Here is a 15,812-nt window from a genome sequence, read left to right on the forward strand (position 1 = left end):
CCTAGTCAGCGCACGACCCCGGCCACCACTTTGAGATCGTCGACCAGGCCCTGGTAGGCGATGTCGCGGTTGTCGGCGCGCAGCACCGCGGAGGGGTGGATCGTGGCGAGCGCCTGGGCCTCGGCGACCGGGAAGTCTTCCGGGTGCTGGGCGGCGGCGGGCCACGGCATCAGGCGGCCGCGCTGCTGGGTGACCCGGAACGACGGACCGATCAGCGCCTTGCCCGCGGTGGCGCCGAGCACGACGACGACCTGCGGCTGGAGCAGCGCGAACTCGGCGACCACCCAGGGCCGGCAAGCGGTGATGTGCGCCGGGCCGGGCGTCTGGTGGATGCGGCGCGTGCCGCGCAGCTCGAAGCGGAAGTGCTTCACCGCGTTGGTGATGTAGAGGTCGGCCGGGTCGAGGCCGGCGTCGTCGACCGCCTCGCGCAGGAGGCGGCCGGCCGGGCCGACGAACGGCAGGCCGCGCTGGTCCTCGACGTCGCCGGGCTGCTCGCCGACGAAGACCACCTTCGCGTGCGGGGCGCCCCGGCCGAAGACGGTCTGGGTCGCGTTCGTGTGCAGCTCGCAGCCCTCGCAGCCAGCCGCGGCCGACTTGAGCTCATCGATGCTCGTCGCGCGCGCCGGCACCCACTCCTGCGCGCCGACCGGCGCGTCGGTCCTTGGCATGCCACGGTTTCTACCCCACCATCGGTCCTTCACGCACGGCGGGACTCACCGGGAGGGTGACGCCAGGCCCGCCGGAGTGACCGCGGACGCGACCGCCTCGGCCAGTGGCGGGATGTCGTCGTCGTCGAGCGGGCTGATCGTGATGCGGATGCCCGGTGGGGTGCCGATGCGGAACAGCGAGCCGGGGGCCACCGCATAACCCGCCTCGCGGAGCAGGCCGATCGTGCGGGTCTCGTCCGGAACGCGTACCCAAGCGTTGATGCCGGTGGCGCCCTCGGCCGCCAGGCCCCGCGCGGAGAGCTCGTCGCAGAGAGCCTGGCGGCGCCGGCCATAGCCGGCCGCCGCGGCCGAGACCTGCGCCGTCACGTCGTCGTCGAGCCAGAGAAGCAGCAGCAGTCGCTGCAGGACGGTGGAGACCCAGCCGGCGCCGAGCCGCATGCGGCCCACCACCCGGGCGATCGTGGTCTCGTCACCGGCCATCACCGCGATGCGCAGGTCGGGACCGAACGGTTTGGACGCCGAGCGGATGAACGCCCACGACTCGGTCACCGGGCCCAGGCAGTGCAGCGGCGCGCCGGCCAGCTCGGCGGCGTGATCGTCCTCGATCAGCAGCACGCCGCGGTGGGCGGCCAGCACCTCACGCAGCTCGGCGGCGCGGGACTCGGAGACGGCGGCGCCGGTCGGATTTTGCGCGCGCACGGTGATGACCACGGCGCGGGCGCCGGCTCGCAGGGCGGCGGCGAGCGACTCGGGCTCGGGACCCTCGGGATCGATGGTGACCGGGATCGGGCGCAGGTCGAGGGCGGCCAGCAGGTCGATCAGGTTGGCCCATCCGGGATCCTCCATCGCGACCGCGTCGCCGGGCCGCAGGTGGGCGGTGAGCAGCCGCTCGATCGCGTCGAGCGTGCCCGAGGTGGCGGCGATCGAGGCGCCGTCGACCGGCACGCCGTCGGCGGCCAGGCGGGGGCGGGCGACGTCGATCAGCTCGGGCATCGCGACAGCCGACGCATAACCCGGCGGCGGACCGCTCACCTCGGCGATCGCGCGCAGGGCCGGGCCGATGCTCGGCAGCCAGCGGAAGTCGGGCTCGCCGGAGGAGAGATCACGCACGCCGTCGGGCACCGGCAGGCGCAGGCCGGCACGCGGGCCGGCGATCGCCGGACGGGACCGGACCCGGGTGCCGCGCCGGCCGTCGGCCTCGACGACGCCGCGATGTCGCAGCTCCTGATAGGCCTTGGCCACGGTGGCCGGGCTGACGTGCAGATCGTCGGCGAGGATCCGGATGGACGGCAGGGCGGCGCCCCAGACGATGTCGCCGCGCAGGACGCCCGACTCGATGCTGGCCGAAATCGAGGCGGCGCTGTCGCCACCGACCTGATACTGTGCTGACACAGGAAAGAGTGTGTACTAGTACAAGATACATCGCAAGTTTCTCGGAGGCCTCGATGCTCTATCCCCAGACGGAGCGCACCACCGCCACCCGCTACCGCGACCGGATGAGTTACGACGCCGACCAGGCCCACGCCATCCTCGACGAGGCGTATGACTGTTGCGTCGCCTTCGTGGTCGACGGCGAGCCCCGGGTGCTGCCCACCCTGCAGGTCCGGGTCGGCGACACCCTCTATCTGCACGGGTCCAGCGGCGGCCGCTTCGGCCTGTCGGCCCGCACCGGCGGGGTCCGGGTCAGCGTGAGCGTCACGATCCTCGACGCGATTGTGTACGGGCGATCCCAGTTCCACCACAGCGCCAATTACCGTTCCGTGGTCGTGCACGGCGTCGCCCAGCCGGTCACCGACCCGGCCGAGAAACTGGCCGCCACGCGCGCGCTGGCCGACAAGGTCGGCGATGGCCGCGCCGCCGACAGCCGGCCACCGACGAAGCAGGAGCTCGCGCAGACCAGCGTGCTCGCGCTGCCGCTCGCCGAGGTCTCGGTGCGCGCCCGCACCGGCGGGGTCAACGACGATCCGGCCGACCTGGCGCTGCCGCACTGGGCCGGCGTCCTGCCGGTGAGCCGGGCGTTCGGGCCGCCGCAGGCCGATGCGGGGGTGACCGCCGCGCCACCGTCCTATCTGCCCGGTGGCGGCTCCCCGTGGGTGCGGCCGGTGCTGCTCGCGGGCCGGCACGTGCGACTCGAGCCGCTCGCGCCGGGGCACGCCGCTGGGATGCTCGACGCGCTCGCCGACAAGGAGGTCTGGCGCCATCTGCCGACCGTCCAGCCGGCGACCGTCGCGGAGATGACCGCCTACATCGCCGGCCTGCTCGACCGCCAGTGGACCGGCGCGCAGATGCCGTGGGCGCAGGTCGATCCGGCCGACGGCACGGTGATCGGCACGACCAGTTACCACGACATCGACCCGGTCAACCGCTCGCTCGCCATCGGCCACACCATGGTCGGCAAGCCGTGGTGGCGCACCGGGGTCAACACCGAGGCCAAGCTGCTGCTGCTCGGGCACGCGTTCGACGTGCTCGGCGCGCAGAAGGTGTTCTGGTACACGGATATCTACAACGAGCGCTCGCAGAACGCGATCGCCCGGCTCGGCGCCACCCGCGACGGCGTGCTCCGCCACCAGCGGCTGCGGCTCGACGGCACATGGCGCGACACAGTGGTGTTCGCGATGACCGCCGACGAGTGGCCGGCCGCGGCACGACGGCTGCGCGAGCGACTGACAGCAGGCGGTGCGGCCACGCCGGCGGCGGCGTAAAGGCGGCCGCCGGCCCGCCCATGGCGGTGGGCTGACCGGCGGCCGGGCTTGCAGTGACGGGCTTGCGGCGGCTGTTCGCCGACGCTGGGCTACGGCGGCGCTGGGCCCGCCGCCCGGCCGCCGCGGTGGCTACTCCTCTCCGAAGTCGCCGCCGTCGTCCTCGAAGACTTCCTCGACGACCTCGCCGAGGACCATGCCGCCCACGACGCCGCCGGCTACGCCCGCGGCCATCGCGCCCATGCCCGGGCCGCGACGGTAGTGGCCGTGGTGGCCGTAACCGTGGCCGCCGTGACCGCCGCCGAAGGCCCCGCCGTGGCCGGCGAAGCCGGCTGCGCCGCGCAGGCCCTGGTAACGGCTCGCCGCCTCGGTCACCCAGGAGGCGACCACGGCGTTCCAATCGGTGGTGTCCACTTCGGTGTGCGAGACGCGGAAGCGGCCGTAAGCGTCGTGCCCCGCGGCCAGGAAACCGCCCCGCTTGTCGAACTCGAGGACCACCTCGACGCCCTCCGGGCCGGCGACGAAGGTGACCTCTACCTCGTTGATGCCGCCGGCCAGCTGTGCCGGTGGGTAGAACTCGATCTCCTGATAGAACGGCAGCTGCTGGTGCAGGCCGTAGATGCCGCCGTGCTCCAGGTCGGCCTTGGCGAAGCGGAAACCCTGGCGGGCGAAGGCGTCCAGGATGCGTTCCTGGGCGGGCAGCGGGTGCACGGCCACCTCGTCGAGGTCGCCCTTGTCCACCGCCTTCGCCACCGCCAGCTCGGTGCGCAGCCCCATGGTCATGCCGCGGAGGCGTTCGCCGTAGACGTGCGTAATCGGGGTTTCCCACGGCACCGGGAACGAGAACGGCAGTTCCCGCTGCTCGCCGGCGCGTAGTTGGAACGAGCCGGCGACGGGCAGGCGGTGGAATTCGACGAATCCGTCACCGTGTTCGTGTTCGACCCGGGTCACCAGGCCGAGCACGATCTGCTCGATGGTGACGTCGTGGTCGCCGCCCATCACCCGGACCTGGCCGTCGAGCGCCAGACCGGGGCGGACGTTCGGGTTGGCCAGCACGGTGTCGACGGACGGACCGCCGACGCCGAAGGCGCGCATCATCTTCTTGAAAACCACCGGGTCATTCCTCCTTGAACAAACGGGGTGGCTAACGGGGTGATCAGGAGACCGGGACCGGGTCGGTCTCGTCGTCGAACGGGCCGAGCACCTGTTCCAGCAGGTCTTCCAGGGCCACGAACCCGCCGCCGGCGACGACCGCCAGCTGGGCCCGGCCGGCCTGCATCGCGGCGACCGCGTCGACCACGCGGTCGTCCGGGTCGAGGCTGAACGGCTCGTCCATCAGGTCGGCGGCGGTCACGTCGAGGCCGGCGGTGGTGGCGCGAGCCACGTCACGCACGTGCACGAAGCCCACCACCGACCCGTCCGCGGCCGTCACGCCGAGCCGGGACCGGCCGTTGCCCATCGACGCCAGCTCCACGTCGGCCGCGGACGCCGTCATGGGCACGGTGACCAGCCGATCGGCGGCGAAGGCGATCTCGCGCACGGTGCGTGAGCCGAGGCCGAGCACGCTGCTGAGCAGCTCGGTCTCCTCGGCTTCGATGAGGCCCTCGGCGCGGGACCGGTCGAGCAGGATCTGCATCTCGGCCGGACCGTGTGACACCGCGAGCTGATCTTGCGGGCGCACGCCGAACGGTTTCAGCACGGCGTTGGCCAGCGCGTTCAGCAGGCGCAGGGCCGGGCCGGCGATCCGGGCGAACATCCGGAACGGCAGGGCGAGCAGGGTGGCCGAGCGTTCCGGGTCGGTGATCGCCCACGACTTCGGCATCATCTCGCCGACGACCAGGTGCAGGAACGTGACGACGGCCAGGGCGACCACGAAGGCGATCGCGTGCGAGGCGACCGCGGGGAGGCCGACGCCGTGCAGCAGCGGGGTCAGCCAGTGGGCCAGGGCCGGTTCGGCCAGGGCGCCCAGACCCAGAGAGCACAGCGTGATGCCCAACTGGGCGCCGGCCAGCATCAGTGGCAGGGATCGGCTGCCGGCCAGGGCGGCCGCGGCCGATCGGCCACCCGACACGGCCGCCTGTTCGAGACGGTGGCGCTTGCTGGCCACCAGGGCGAACTCGGCGGCGACGAAGAACGCGTTGCCGGCGAGCAGGAACACGGCGAGGACGGCGATCATCGGGACAACCGCACCGTCTGCGGCACGTGGCGGTCGACGCTCTCCACGCGTACCGAAAGATCGTGAAGCGTCAGTGAGTCGCCTGCCTTGGCCACCCGGCCCAGATGGGCCATGACCAGGCCGGACACCGTCTCGTAGTCGTCCGAGACCGGCAGGTCGACGCCGGTGGCGTCGCTGATCTCGTCGAGCCGCCAGCGGGCCGGCACCAGCCAGGAACCGTCGTCCTGGCGAACCGGAGCCGGCTCGGGCAGGTCGTCCTCGTCGCGGATCGGGCCGACCAGTTCCTCGGCGATGTCCTCGAAGGTGACGATGCCGACAAAGCCGCCGAACTCGTCGACGACGCAGGCCAACTGACGCCGGCCGGAGCGCAGGCGCTCGAGCACAGCGGGCAGGCGCAGTGAGGACGGCACCATCAGCGGCTCGCTGAGCAGGTCGGCGACGAGAACCGAGGAGCGCCGGGCGGGCGGAACCGAGATCACGTCGGAGATCGCGACGACGCCGAGAATCTCGTCGGAGGTGGCGCCCCGGACCGGGAAGCGGGAATGCCCGGTGTCCAGCATCGCGACCACATCCGCGGCCGTGGACGTCGCGGAGACGAAGTCGACGTGGACCCGCGGCACCATGACCGACGCGGCGGTCAGGCCGCGGAATTCCAGGCCCCGGTCGAGCAGGGCGGACATCTCGCCGGAGAGAACCCCGTCGGCCTTGGACGCGGCGATGATCTGGGAGAGGTCCTCGGTCGTGGCGCCCTCGGGCAACTCCTCGACCGGTTCGATCCCGAGACGGCGCAGCAGGCGCGCGGCCGAGGCGTCGAAGAGCCGGATGACCGGCCCGAAGACGGTCAGATATGCGAGCGTGGACCGGCTCAGCTTCTTGGCCACCACCTCGGGGCGGGCGATGGCCAGGTTCTTGGGCGCGAGCTCGCCGAACACCATCTGCACCACGGTCGCCACGACCAGGGCAAACGTCACCGAGATCGGCAGGCTCACGGCCTCGGGCAGGCCGGCCACGCCGAGCAGCGACGCGAGACCGTCGCCCAGGAAGGGCTCGGCGACATAACCGACGAGGAGCGCGGTGACGGTGATGCCCAACTGGGCGCCCGACAACACGAAGGAGAGCCGCTCGGTGACCCGCAGAGCGCGGGCCGCGGCCTGGTCGCCCTCCGCGGCCTGCCGGCGCAGGCGGCCGCGGTCGGCGGCGACATAACCGAACTCCTGGGCCACGAAATAGCCGGTCACGGCCGTGACGAGGAGGACCAGCAGAAGACCGACGAGGATCAACATGCGCTGGGACTGAAGCGGGAACGAGGGACAGAAAGCCGGGCCGAGCCCGGCCGAGTACTGCCGATCATGGGACAAGACGGTAACAACGCCGGCTGAGCGATTCCTGTGAAGAAGTCAGCTGGGCCGATCCGCATAGAACGTGCTCACGAGCATGTTGATCTTTGCTAGGTCGCCGGTCCAGTCGATCTCCTGGGTGGCCCAGCTCAGCGCGTACCCCTTGCCGCTGCTCGCGAACCAGCGCGTGCGCGCGTGCAGTTTCGTGCCGTCGTCGGCCGCGAACCGGTATTCCCAGTCGGCCGCCTTGTTGAGCAGCGGCTTGGCCTCGATGGAGATCTCCGCGTAGCCGGGCAGCGCGCCCGCGCCGACCAGGCGGCTCGCCTCGGTGCGGCAGGCGGACACCGGGTCGGCCGACGGATTGCGCCCGGTGTCGAGGCTCAGCACCCGCTGCCCGCCCGGCTCGCGGAAGCAGTACAGGCTGCCGAATTTCCGGAACGTCCATCCGTCCGGCACGGCCAGATGGAAGCCGGAGCCGTCCGAGAAATAGGACCAGCCGGACAGCAGATCCCAGCCGCTGACCCCGCGAGCGGCGTTCTTCTGCGGCATCCGGACGGCGGCAACGGTTGCCGGGGCCGAGGAGCAGAGCGACGGCGAGAACCCGGCCACGACCAGGGACGGCGAGGCCGATCCGGAGGGCGAGGCGCCCGGAACATCGGTGCGCTGGACCAGGAAGCTGGCCACGATCGCCCCGATCCCGAGCAGCGCCACGAGCACCAGCCCGGCCGCCATCAGCATCGACCGGGGCCGCGCCTTCTCCGGCGGCGAAACCGATTCCGACGGCGAAACCGGCGGCGCCGGCGGCGCCGGCGGCGAGGACGTCACCGCAACGCCGCGCGGCCGGCGCGGGGACGGCACTCCCCCGGCACCCGGCGCCGCCGCCACGACCATCCGCAGCCGGCGCTCCACCTCGCTCGCGGTCAGCCGCGCCGCCGGATCATGCCGCAACAAGCCCAGCAGGACCGGCGCCACCGGGCCGGCCCGTTCCGGCGGATCCGGCGGCTCGGTGGCCAGCGCCATCAGCGTCGCCATGGCCGTCGACCGCTGGTAGGGCGACCGCCCCTCGATCGCCGCATAGAGCGTCGCGCCGAGTGACCACATGTCGGATTCCACGGTGGACGCACCGTCGCGGGCGCGTTCCGGCGACACGTACTGCGGTGATCCGACCACCAGCCCCGGCCCGGTGACCGCCCCGTCGTCCACGAACGTGGCCAGGCCGAAATCGGTCAGCACCACTCGCCCGTCGGTGCCGATCAAGACATTGTGCGGCTTCACGTCGCGGTGCAGCACGCCGGCCCGGTGGGCCGCGCTCAACGCGTCGAGCACGGCCAGCCCGATCCGCGCGCCGGCCACCGGAGAATACGGCCCGTCCTCCTGGATCACCTGGTGGAGGGAGCGGGACGGGACGTACTCCATGACGATCCAGGGCAGGTCCTCGGCGTGCACGACGTCGTAGATCCGGACCACGTGAGGATGGTTGAGCCGGCCGGCGCTGCGGGCCTCGCGCAGGGTGCGGTCGCGCAGCCGGGCCTGTTCGTCATCGGTCATCCAGTCGGGCGGGACGAACTCCTTGACCGCGACGTCGCGGTCCAGCATCTCGTCGCGCGCCAGCCAGACTCGTCCCATGCCGCCGGAGCCGACCGGTTCGAGCAGGCGATATCGACCGGCGATGAGCATGCGTCCGACCGCCATCTCGCCCCCACCCGTCGTGTCGTGCTCAGAATAAGCAGGCTGCCCGCGCCAGCGGAACGACGATCACCCGGCCACCGCGTAGACCACGAGGTTGTCCTTGTAGGACCGCAGCTTGTGATCGAACACCCCGCCGCAGGTGATCAGGCGGAGTTGCCGGTCGGGCGTCGGACCGTACACCTCTGAAGTGGGAAATGCCTTTTTCGGGTACCACGCTGTGCGGGTGACCACGAACCGCTGGACCTGGCCGCCGCGTACCACCTCGATCTTGTCACCGGCGGTGAGCTCCCGCAGCCGGTAGAAAATCGCCGGCCCGGCCTTCGAATCGACGTGCCCCGCGATGACCGCCGGTCCGATGTCGCCCGGCGCCGTGCCGTCCGCGTACCACCCGGCCCGATCGAAGCGCTTCGGCGCCTGCAGCACGCCGTTCGCGACATGCAGCGTCTCCAGCGACGAGTCCAGCCCGACCGCCGCGACCCGCACCCGGGTCGGCACCCCCTGCGCGAGCACGGTGACGCCGCCGAACGGATCTTCCGGCGGCCGGCCCGCATTGCCCGCCCCCTGCACCACCGCAGGCTCATTGACAGGCGCCGACGCGGCCCATCGACCAAGATCAGGATCGGTTGCCTGGGCCCGGCCGGTCAGCGCGATGTAGGTCGTGCCGACGACGAACGCGGCCAGGGCGGCGGTTGCGGCCGGCAACGCGGCGCGACGTCCGAGACGCCGCAAACTTCCTTTCTTCCGTACGGGATTTCCGACTTTCGCGCCGGGCATGGCGGTTTCGCCGACTCGTTCTCCGTCGTCGTCACCGGGGGCCGGCCGGCGGATCGGCGGTGGATCCAGGACCGACGGTGGCGCCGCCCGTTCGAACAGCACCCGGGGCGGCCCCATCGGCGGCCAGATCACCCGGCGGCGCGGCACCGAGAGGGCGCCGGGCACCATTGCCACGCCCCGGGCCGGGTGATCTCCCGGGGAGTCGAGGTAGACGACTCCCCGGGCGAGCTCGGTCGGCATCTCGCCGTCGCGTTCCTCGACCGTCACCGCGTCTCCCCCGCTCGTCAGACGACGCGGAGCCGGCGTCGCAGCACGATGACCAGCCCCCCGCTGAGGATCGCGGCGAGCCCCGCGAGCAGCAGGGCCATCGGTATCCGGGAGCCGGACTGGCTGCCGCCGTCGCCGGTGGCGACGCCGCCGAGCGGGACCGTGCCCTGCCGTTCCGCGTCGACGTGCAGCTCCGGCTTGAGGCCGCCGGCCTTGTCGTCCAGCACGATCAGCGAATAGACGCTGCCGGCGCCGAGCGTGCAGGGCAGCACGCTGGTCTTCCCGCCGCCGGTCGGCACCACCTGGACGCTCCACTTGCCCGGGTTGACCTCGCGATAGGCGGTGGTGGTGGCGAACTGGACCTGGTCGGCGATCTTGCTGCCGGTCTGGCCGGCCACGTCGAGCACCGGCGCCTTGACCGACGCCTGGATCACCCGGACCTTGGCCTTGCCCGGGTCGGGCAGCTTGAGGTCGTCGTTGAGGACGCGCAGCCCCAGGTCGGCGAAGCGGCCGACGCCGGCGACCGTGTAGGCGCCGCCGGTCGCGACGTCGACATCCGTGGTGAGCACCGGTTTCGTGCTGGCGGCCGCGCCCGCCTTGCGCATGGCGACCTGGTAGTTGCCGGCCGGCAGGCGAAGGTAGGCCGACATGGCGCCGTAGGCGACGCCCCTGAAGGTCTGCGGCTTGATCGCGTCGGTGGCGGATCGGAGATAGACGTCGACGGCCGGGGTGTCCGGCGAGAGATGGGCTAGGCGGACATAGCCGTCGCCCGCCGCGCGGGCCGGTGACGCTGCTGACACAAACAGGGTGACCAGGGCGAATGCCATGGCGACACTGCCCAGGCGCCGTCGGTGTGATGCGGGGATGAACACGGTGCCTCCTGTCGGTTGGGGGCCTCTATTCGGCGGTTCGTCGCATGACGCGTTTTGTATATGCCTTCGTCACGGACAAGCACCATGGGCCGTCGGGTGTCCGTCTGTGCCCACCCGTCCGATTGAAGGTCGTCGTTCCAGCTCAGTTTTTGTCGTACCCCCGAGAGAGGATGGTCCCGTGCAAGAAGCGATGGCGCATTTCGGCGTGGCCACCCGGGAGTGGTTCACCGCCGCCTTCGCCGCGCCCACCGCCGCCCAGGCCGGCGCGTGGGAGGCGATCGGCGCCGGCCGAAACGCGCTGGTGGTGGCGCCGACCGGTTCCGGCAAGACGCTCGCCGCGTTCCTCTGGTCGCTCGACCGGCTGGCCCACGAGCCGGTTCCGGAAGATCCGAAACGCCGGTGCCGGGTGCTCTACGTGAGCCCGCTCAAGGCGCTCGCGGTCGATGTCGAGCGCAATCTGCGGGCCCCGCTCACCGGCATCCGGCAGGCCTCCGGCCGGCTCGGCATCCCGCCGCCCGACATCACCGTCGGCATGCGCACCGGCGACACCCCGGCCGACGAGCGCCGCCTGTTCGCCCGCACCCCACCGGACATTCTGATCACCACTCCCGAGTCGCTCTATCTGCTGCTCACCTCGGCCGCGCGCGACTCGCTGCGCGGCGTCGAGACGGTGATCATCGACGAGGTGCACGCGGTCGCGGCCACCAAGCGCGGCGCCCACCTGGCTCTCTCGCTCGAGCGGCTCGACGGGCTGCTCGGCCGGCCGGCGCAGCGCATCGGCCTGTCCGCGACGGTCCGCCCGATCGACGAGACCGCCCGCTTCCTCGGCGGCTCGCAGGATGTGGCGATCGTCCAGCCGCCGAGCACCAAGACCATCGAGGTGTCGGTCGAGGTCCCGGTCGAAGACATGACCCGCCTCGACGAGGTCCCGGATGTCGGGCTCGACGACCCGGACGGCAGCCGGCACACGCCGTCGATCTGGCCCGCGGTCGAGGAGCGGGTGCTCGACCTGATCCAGGCGCACCGGTCGACGATCGTCTTCACCAACTCACGGCGCGGGGCCGAGCGCCTGTGTGCCCGCATCAACGAGCTGGCGCTGGAAAGGCTGGAGGGAGCTCCGCCCCCGGCGCCCCCGGCCGCCCAGATCATGGCCCAGTCCGGCCAGGCCGGTGGCGCGCCGCCGGTGGTTGCCCGCGCCCACCACGGCAGCGTCTCCCGCGAAGAGCGCAAGCAGATCGAGGAAGCGCTCAAGTCGGGCCGGCTGCCGGCCGTGGTCGCCACCTCCAGTCTCGAGCTCGGCATCGACATGGGCGCGGTCGACCTGGTCGTGCAGATCGAGGCCCCGCCCTCGGTCGCCGCCGGCCTGCAGCGGGTCGGCCGGGCCGGCCACCAGGTGGGCGCGGTGTCCCGGGGTGTGGTCTTCCCGAAGCACCGCGGCGACCTGGTGTCCTGCGCGGTGGTGGCGTCCCGGATGACCGAGGGCGCCATCGAGGAGATGCGTTACCTCCGCAATCCGCTCGACGTGCTGGCCCAGCAGATCGTCGCGATGGTGGCACTCGACGCGTGGCAGGTCGACGAGCTGGCCGCGCTGGTCCGGCGGTCCGCCCCCTTCGCCGAGCTGCCCGACTCGGCGCTGCACGCGGTGCTCGACATGCTAGCCGGGCGCTACCCGTCGACCGCGTTCGCCGAGCTGCGCCCGCGCCTGGTGTGGGATAGGGCGACCGACCAGCTCACCGGCCGCCCCGGCGCCCAGCGGCTGGCCGTCACCAGCGGCGGCACCATCCCCGACCGGGGCATGTTCGGCGTCTTCCTGGCCGGCGCCGAGCGCGCGTCCCGGGTCGGCGAGCTCGACGAGGAGATGGTCTACGAATCCCGCGTCGGCGACGTCTTCCTGCTCGGCTCCACCTCGTGGCGGATCGAGGACATCACGCCCGACCGGGTGCTGGTCTCCCCGGCGCCGGGAGCACCGGCCCGCATGCCGTTCTGGAAGGGCGACTCGCTCGGCCGCCCGATCGAGCTCGGCCGGGCCATCGGCGCGCAGCTGCGGTCGCTGACCAAGGCCGGCGACTCTCGTGCTCTGGAACAACTGCGCGCGGCCGGCCTGGACGAGTGGGCCGCCGACAACCTGGTGGCCTATCTGCGCGAGCAGCGCGAGGCCACCCGCCATCTGCCCGACGACCGCACGGTGCTGGTCGAGCGGTTCCGCGACGAGCTGGGCGACTGGCGGATGACCGTGCACTGTGTCCTCGGCGCCCGGGTCAACGCGCCGTGGTCCCTCGCGATCGCCCGCCGGCTGTCCGAGCGTTACGGGGTGGACGGCCAGGTCATGCCGTCCGACGACGGCATCGTGGTGCGTCTGCCGGACACCGCGGAAGAGCCACCCGGCGCCGACCTGGTGGCCTTCGACCCGGACGAGATCGTCCAGCTGGTGGAGGAGTCGGTCGGCACGTCGGCGCTGTTCGCGTCCCGATTCCGGGAGTGCGCGGCCCGCTCGCTGCTGCTGCCCCGCCGCGACCCGCGCCGCCGCCAGCCGCTCTGGCAGCAACGACAGCGCTCGGCCCAGTTGCTCGACGTGGCCCGCGAGTTCGCCGACTTCCCGGTCACCCTCGAGGCGGCCCGCGAGTGCCTGCAGGACGTCTTCGACGTGCCCGGCCTCACCGGGCTGATGCGCGAGCTGGCCGGCCGCAAGGTGCGGCTGATCGAGGTGGAGACTCCGCGGCCGTCGCCGTTCGCCCGATCTCTGCTGTTCGGCTATGTCGGGGCGTTCCTCTACGAGGGTGACGCGCCGCTGGCCGAGCGCCGGGCCGCCGCCCTCGCCCTCGACTCGACGCTGCTGGGCGAGCTGCTCGGCCGGGTCGACCTACGCGAGCTGCTCGACCCGGCGGTCGTCGGCGAGACCGAGGCCCAGCTGCAGTGGCTCACCGAGCGGCGGCAGCCGCGCGACGCGGAAGACGTTGCCGAGCTGCTGCGCCTGCTGGGCGACCTGTCCCCCACCGAGCTGGCGCTGCGCGGCGTCGAGGAGGCGTGGCCGGCTTCGCTCGAGGAGTCCCGCCGGGCGATCCGCATCCGGGTCGCCGGCGAGGAACGCTGGATCGGCATCGACGACGCCGGCCGCTATCGCGACGCGCTCGGCGTGGCCCTGCCGGTCGGCCTGCCCGAGGCCTACCTCGAACCGGTCGCCGACCCGCTGGGCGACCTGGTCGCCCGCTATGCCCGCACGCACGGCCCGTTCGCGGCGGCGACCTGCGCGGCCCGGTTCGGGCTCGGCGTGTTCGTGGTGGAGCAGGCCCTCAAACGGCTCAGCGCGACCGGGCGGGTCGGCTCGGGCGAGTTCACTCCCGGCGGCGCCGGCACCGAGTGGTGCGACTCCGAGGTGCTACGCATGCTGCGGCGGCGCTCGCTCGCCGCGCTGCGCCGCGAGATCGAGCCGGTGCCGCCGCGGGTGCTGGCCACGTTCCTGCCGCGCTGGCACCAGATCGGCGGCAACGCCCGCGGCCTCGACGCCCTCGCCGCCTCGCTCGAGCAGTTGCAGGGCATCGCGGTGCCGGCCTCGGCGTGGGAACGGCTGGTGCTGCCCGCCCGGGTCACCGACTACGCCGCACCGCAGCTCGACGAGCTGTGCGCGGGTGGCGACGTGCTCTGGGCCGGCTCCGGCTCGATCGGCGCCAACGACGGGTGGGTCACCCTGGCCTGGGCGGACAGCGCTCCACTGCTGCTGCCGCCGGCCGACGAGGAGCTGGCCCGCACCCCGCTGCACGACCGCATCCTCGACGCGCTCGGCGACGGGCAGGCGCTGTTCTTCCGTTCGCTGTCCGACCGGCTGGGCGCCACCGACGACACCGAGCTGGCCTCGGCGGTCTGGGACCTGGTGTGGGCCGGTCACCTCACCAACGACACCCTGGCCCCGCTGCGCGCCCTGCTCGGCGGCAGCGGCGCCCACCGGGCCAAGGCCGCCCCGGCCCGCGCGCGCTACCGCCGGCCCGGCCGGCCCACGATGCCCGCCCGCGGCGGCCCGCCCAACATGGCCGGCCGCTGGTCCCGGCTGCCCGACCGCGACCTCGACCCGACCCGCCGCGCCGCGGCCCTGGCCGACCTGCTGCTCGAACGCCACGGCGTGGTCACTCGCGGCGCGGTGATGGCCGAGGGCGTGACCGGCGGTTTCGCCGCCGTCTACCCGGTGCTGGGCGCGCTGGAGGAGCGCGGCGCCGCCCGCCGGGGTTACTTCGTCGAGGGCCTCGGGGCGGCCCAGTTCGCGGTGCCCGGCGCGGTCGACCGGCTGCGCGCGCTGGCCGACCCCGACGAGGCCCCGCGCCGCACCACCACCGCCGTGGTGCTGGCCACGACCGACCCGGCCAACCCCTACGGCGCGGCCCTGCCCTGGCCCGACCGCGTCATCGACACCGCCGACGGCGAATCCACCACGAAGGCCGGCCACCGCCCCGGTCGCAAGGCCGGCGCCCTGGTCGTGCTGGTCGGCGGCGACCTGGTCCTCTACGTGGAACGGGGCGGCCGCACCCTGCTGTCCTTCACCGACGACCCGGATTCGCTCATCGCGGCCGGCCGCGCCCTGGCCGACGCGGTCCGTTCCGGCGCCCTGGGCGTCATGTCGGTCGAGCGAGCCGACGGCGAGGCCGTCCACGGCACGGCGCTGAGCGAGGCCCTGACCACGGCCGGCTTCCGCCCGACCCCGCGCGGCCTGCGCCTGCGCGCTTGAGCTCCCCGCACGGAAGAGTGGTGGCCATGGCAGACGTCGAGATCAGCAGGGTCGGCATCGAGGTCGTCGATCGGCTCGAGCCGTTGTGGCTGGCCCTGCACGAGCACCATCAGTCGGTGGCGCCGCCCGCGGTCTATCAGCCGAACGACCGGTCGTGGGCGGCCCGTCGCCGCGCCTACGTGGAGTGGATGGCCTCGCCCGGCTCGTTCATCCTGCTCGCCGAGCGGGAGCGCGACCTGGTGGGCTACGCGCTGGTGCACGTCCATGCCGGGCCGGACGACACGTGGGTCACCGGCGACCGGATGGCCGAGCTGGAGACGATCTCGGTGTCCCCGGCCGCACGCGGGCAGGGCATCGGCACGCTCCTGCTCGATCGCGTCGACGCCGAGTTGGCCGCCGAGGGCATCAACGATCTGTTCATCGCCGCCCTGACCGGAAATGACGCCGCCATCCGCCTCTACGAACGGCGGGGCCTGCGCCCGGTGATGGTCCACCTGGCCCGCTTCGCCGCCGACCAGCCAGGCGATCAGGCCGGCTGACGCGGCGGCGATCCGCCGCGTCCGTTCTGCCCGACCGGCGCATCAGGCCGGCTGACCGGCGGCGATCCGCCGCGTCC

At 72.9% G+C, this 15,812-nt stretch carries 11 protein-coding genes; 3 read left to right on the forward strand and 8 right to left on the reverse strand.

Annotated elements, in window-relative coordinates; genetic code table 11:
• Nucleotides 1-5 precede the first annotated feature (5 nt).
• A complete protein-coding gene (locus AB0E90_RS29785; RefSeq protein ID WP_360412954.1) occupies nucleotides 6-668 on the reverse strand; it encodes a UdgX family uracil-DNA binding protein in 663 nt (220 codons plus the stop codon).
• A 45-nt stretch (nucleotides 669-713) separates the two neighbouring features.
• Entirely contained in the window at nucleotides 714-2,060 is a 1,347-nt protein-coding gene (locus AB0E90_RS29790; RefSeq protein WP_360412957.1) for an aminotransferase class I/II-fold pyridoxal phosphate-dependent enzyme, read from the reverse strand.
• 53 nt (nucleotides 2,061-2,113) lie between these two features.
• On the opposite strand from AB0E90_RS29790, the gene AB0E90_RS29795 reads away from it, so the two are divergent.
• On the forward strand, nucleotides 2,114-3,370 hold the full coding sequence (locus AB0E90_RS29795) for a bifunctional pyridoxamine 5'-phosphate oxidase family protein/GNAT family N-acetyltransferase (protein WP_360412960.1): 1,257 nt from the start codon (nucleotides 2,114-2,116) through the stop codon (nucleotides 3,368-3,370).
• Nucleotides 3,371-3,499: 129 nt separating this feature from the next.
• Here AB0E90_RS29795 and AB0E90_RS29800 read toward each other — a convergent pair whose 3' ends face one another.
• The 6 genes from AB0E90_RS29800 to AB0E90_RS29825 form a co-directional block, all read right to left on the reverse strand.
• Nucleotides 3,500-4,480, reverse strand: a complete 981-nt coding sequence (locus AB0E90_RS29800; protein ID WP_360412963.1) for a sporulation protein — start codon at nucleotides 4,478-4,480, stop codon at nucleotides 3,500-3,502.
• Nucleotides 4,481-4,523: 43 nt separating this feature from the next.
• Complete coding sequence (locus tag AB0E90_RS29805) at nucleotides 4,524-5,543, reverse strand: hemolysin family protein (RefSeq protein ID WP_360412966.1); 1,020 nt, start codon at nucleotides 5,541-5,543, stop codon at nucleotides 4,524-4,526.
• A complete protein-coding gene (locus AB0E90_RS29810; RefSeq protein ID WP_360412969.1) occupies nucleotides 5,540-6,826 on the reverse strand; it encodes a hemolysin family protein in 1,287 nt (428 codons plus the stop codon). The genes AB0E90_RS29805 and AB0E90_RS29810 overlap by 4 nt, the downstream gene beginning before the upstream one ends.
• A gap of 114 nt (nucleotides 6,827-6,940) precedes the next feature.
• On the reverse strand, nucleotides 6,941-8,572 hold the full coding sequence (locus tag AB0E90_RS29815; protein WP_360412971.1) for a serine/threonine-protein kinase: 1,632 nt from the start codon (nucleotides 8,570-8,572) through the stop codon (nucleotides 6,941-6,943).
• Nucleotides 8,573-8,635: 63 nt separating this feature from the next.
• Nucleotides 8,636-9,610 (reverse strand): class F sortase, encoded by a 975-nt coding sequence (locus tag AB0E90_RS29820; RefSeq protein ID WP_360412974.1) that lies wholly within the window; start codon nucleotides 9,608-9,610, stop codon nucleotides 8,636-8,638.
• Nucleotides 9,611-9,627: 17 nt separating this feature from the next.
• Nucleotides 9,628-10,437 carry a DUF4397 domain-containing protein gene (locus AB0E90_RS29825; RefSeq protein ID WP_360412977.1) on the reverse strand — a complete coding sequence of 270 codons (810 nt, stop codon included), beginning with the start codon at nucleotides 10,435-10,437 and terminating at the stop codon, nucleotides 9,628-9,630.
• Nucleotides 10,438-10,672: 235 nt separating this feature from the next.
• Here AB0E90_RS29825 and AB0E90_RS29830 point away from each other — a divergent pair, with 235 nt between their 5' ends.
• Nucleotides 10,673-15,196: an ATP-dependent helicase gene (locus AB0E90_RS29830; protein ID WP_360413370.1), complete on the forward strand. Its 4,524-nt coding sequence runs from the start codon at nucleotides 10,673-10,675 to the stop codon at nucleotides 15,194-15,196.
• Nucleotides 15,197-15,222: 26 nt separating this feature from the next.
• Nucleotides 15,223-15,735 (forward strand): GNAT family N-acetyltransferase, encoded by a 513-nt coding sequence (locus AB0E90_RS29835; RefSeq protein WP_360412980.1) that lies wholly within the window; start codon nucleotides 15,223-15,225, stop codon nucleotides 15,733-15,735.
• Nucleotides 15,736-15,812: the final 77 nt, after the last annotated feature.

The organism is Actinoplanes sp. NPDC026619 (assembly GCF_040638295.1).
GTDB lineage: Bacteria > Actinomycetota > Actinomycetes > Mycobacteriales > Micromonosporaceae > Actinoplanes.

What these genes read in the sequence shown, in the direction of transcription:
- AB0E90_RS29785 (WP_360412954.1), bottom strand. Translation starts at nt 668, where the DNA reads ATGCCAAGGACCGACGCGCCGGTCGGCGCGCAGGAGTGGGTGCCGGCG.
- AB0E90_RS29795 (WP_360412960.1), top strand. Translation starts at nt 2,114, where the DNA reads ATGCTCTATCCCCAGACGGAGCGCACCACCGCCACCCGCTACCGCGAC.
- AB0E90_RS29805 (WP_360412966.1), bottom strand. Translation starts at nt 5,543, where the DNA reads ATGATCGCCGTCCTCGCCGTGTTCCTGCTCGCCGGCAACGCGTTCTTC.
- AB0E90_RS29810 (WP_360412969.1), bottom strand. Translation starts at nt 6,826, where the DNA reads ATGTTGATCCTCGTCGGTCTTCTGCTGGTCCTCCTCGTCACGGCCGTG.
- AB0E90_RS29815 (WP_360412971.1), bottom strand. Translation starts at nt 8,572, where the DNA reads ATGGCGGTCGGACGCATGCTCATCGCCGGTCGATATCGCCTGCTCGAA.
- AB0E90_RS29825 (WP_360412977.1), bottom strand. Translation starts at nt 10,437, where the DNA reads ATGGCATTCGCCCTGGTCACCCTGTTTGTGTCAGCAGCGTCACCGGCC.
- AB0E90_RS29830 (WP_360413370.1), top strand. Translation starts at nt 10,673, where the DNA reads ATGGCGCATTTCGGCGTGGCCACCCGGGAGTGGTTCACCGCCGCCTTC.
- AB0E90_RS29835 (WP_360412980.1), top strand. Translation starts at nt 15,223, where the DNA reads ATGGCAGACGTCGAGATCAGCAGGGTCGGCATCGAGGTCGTCGATCGG.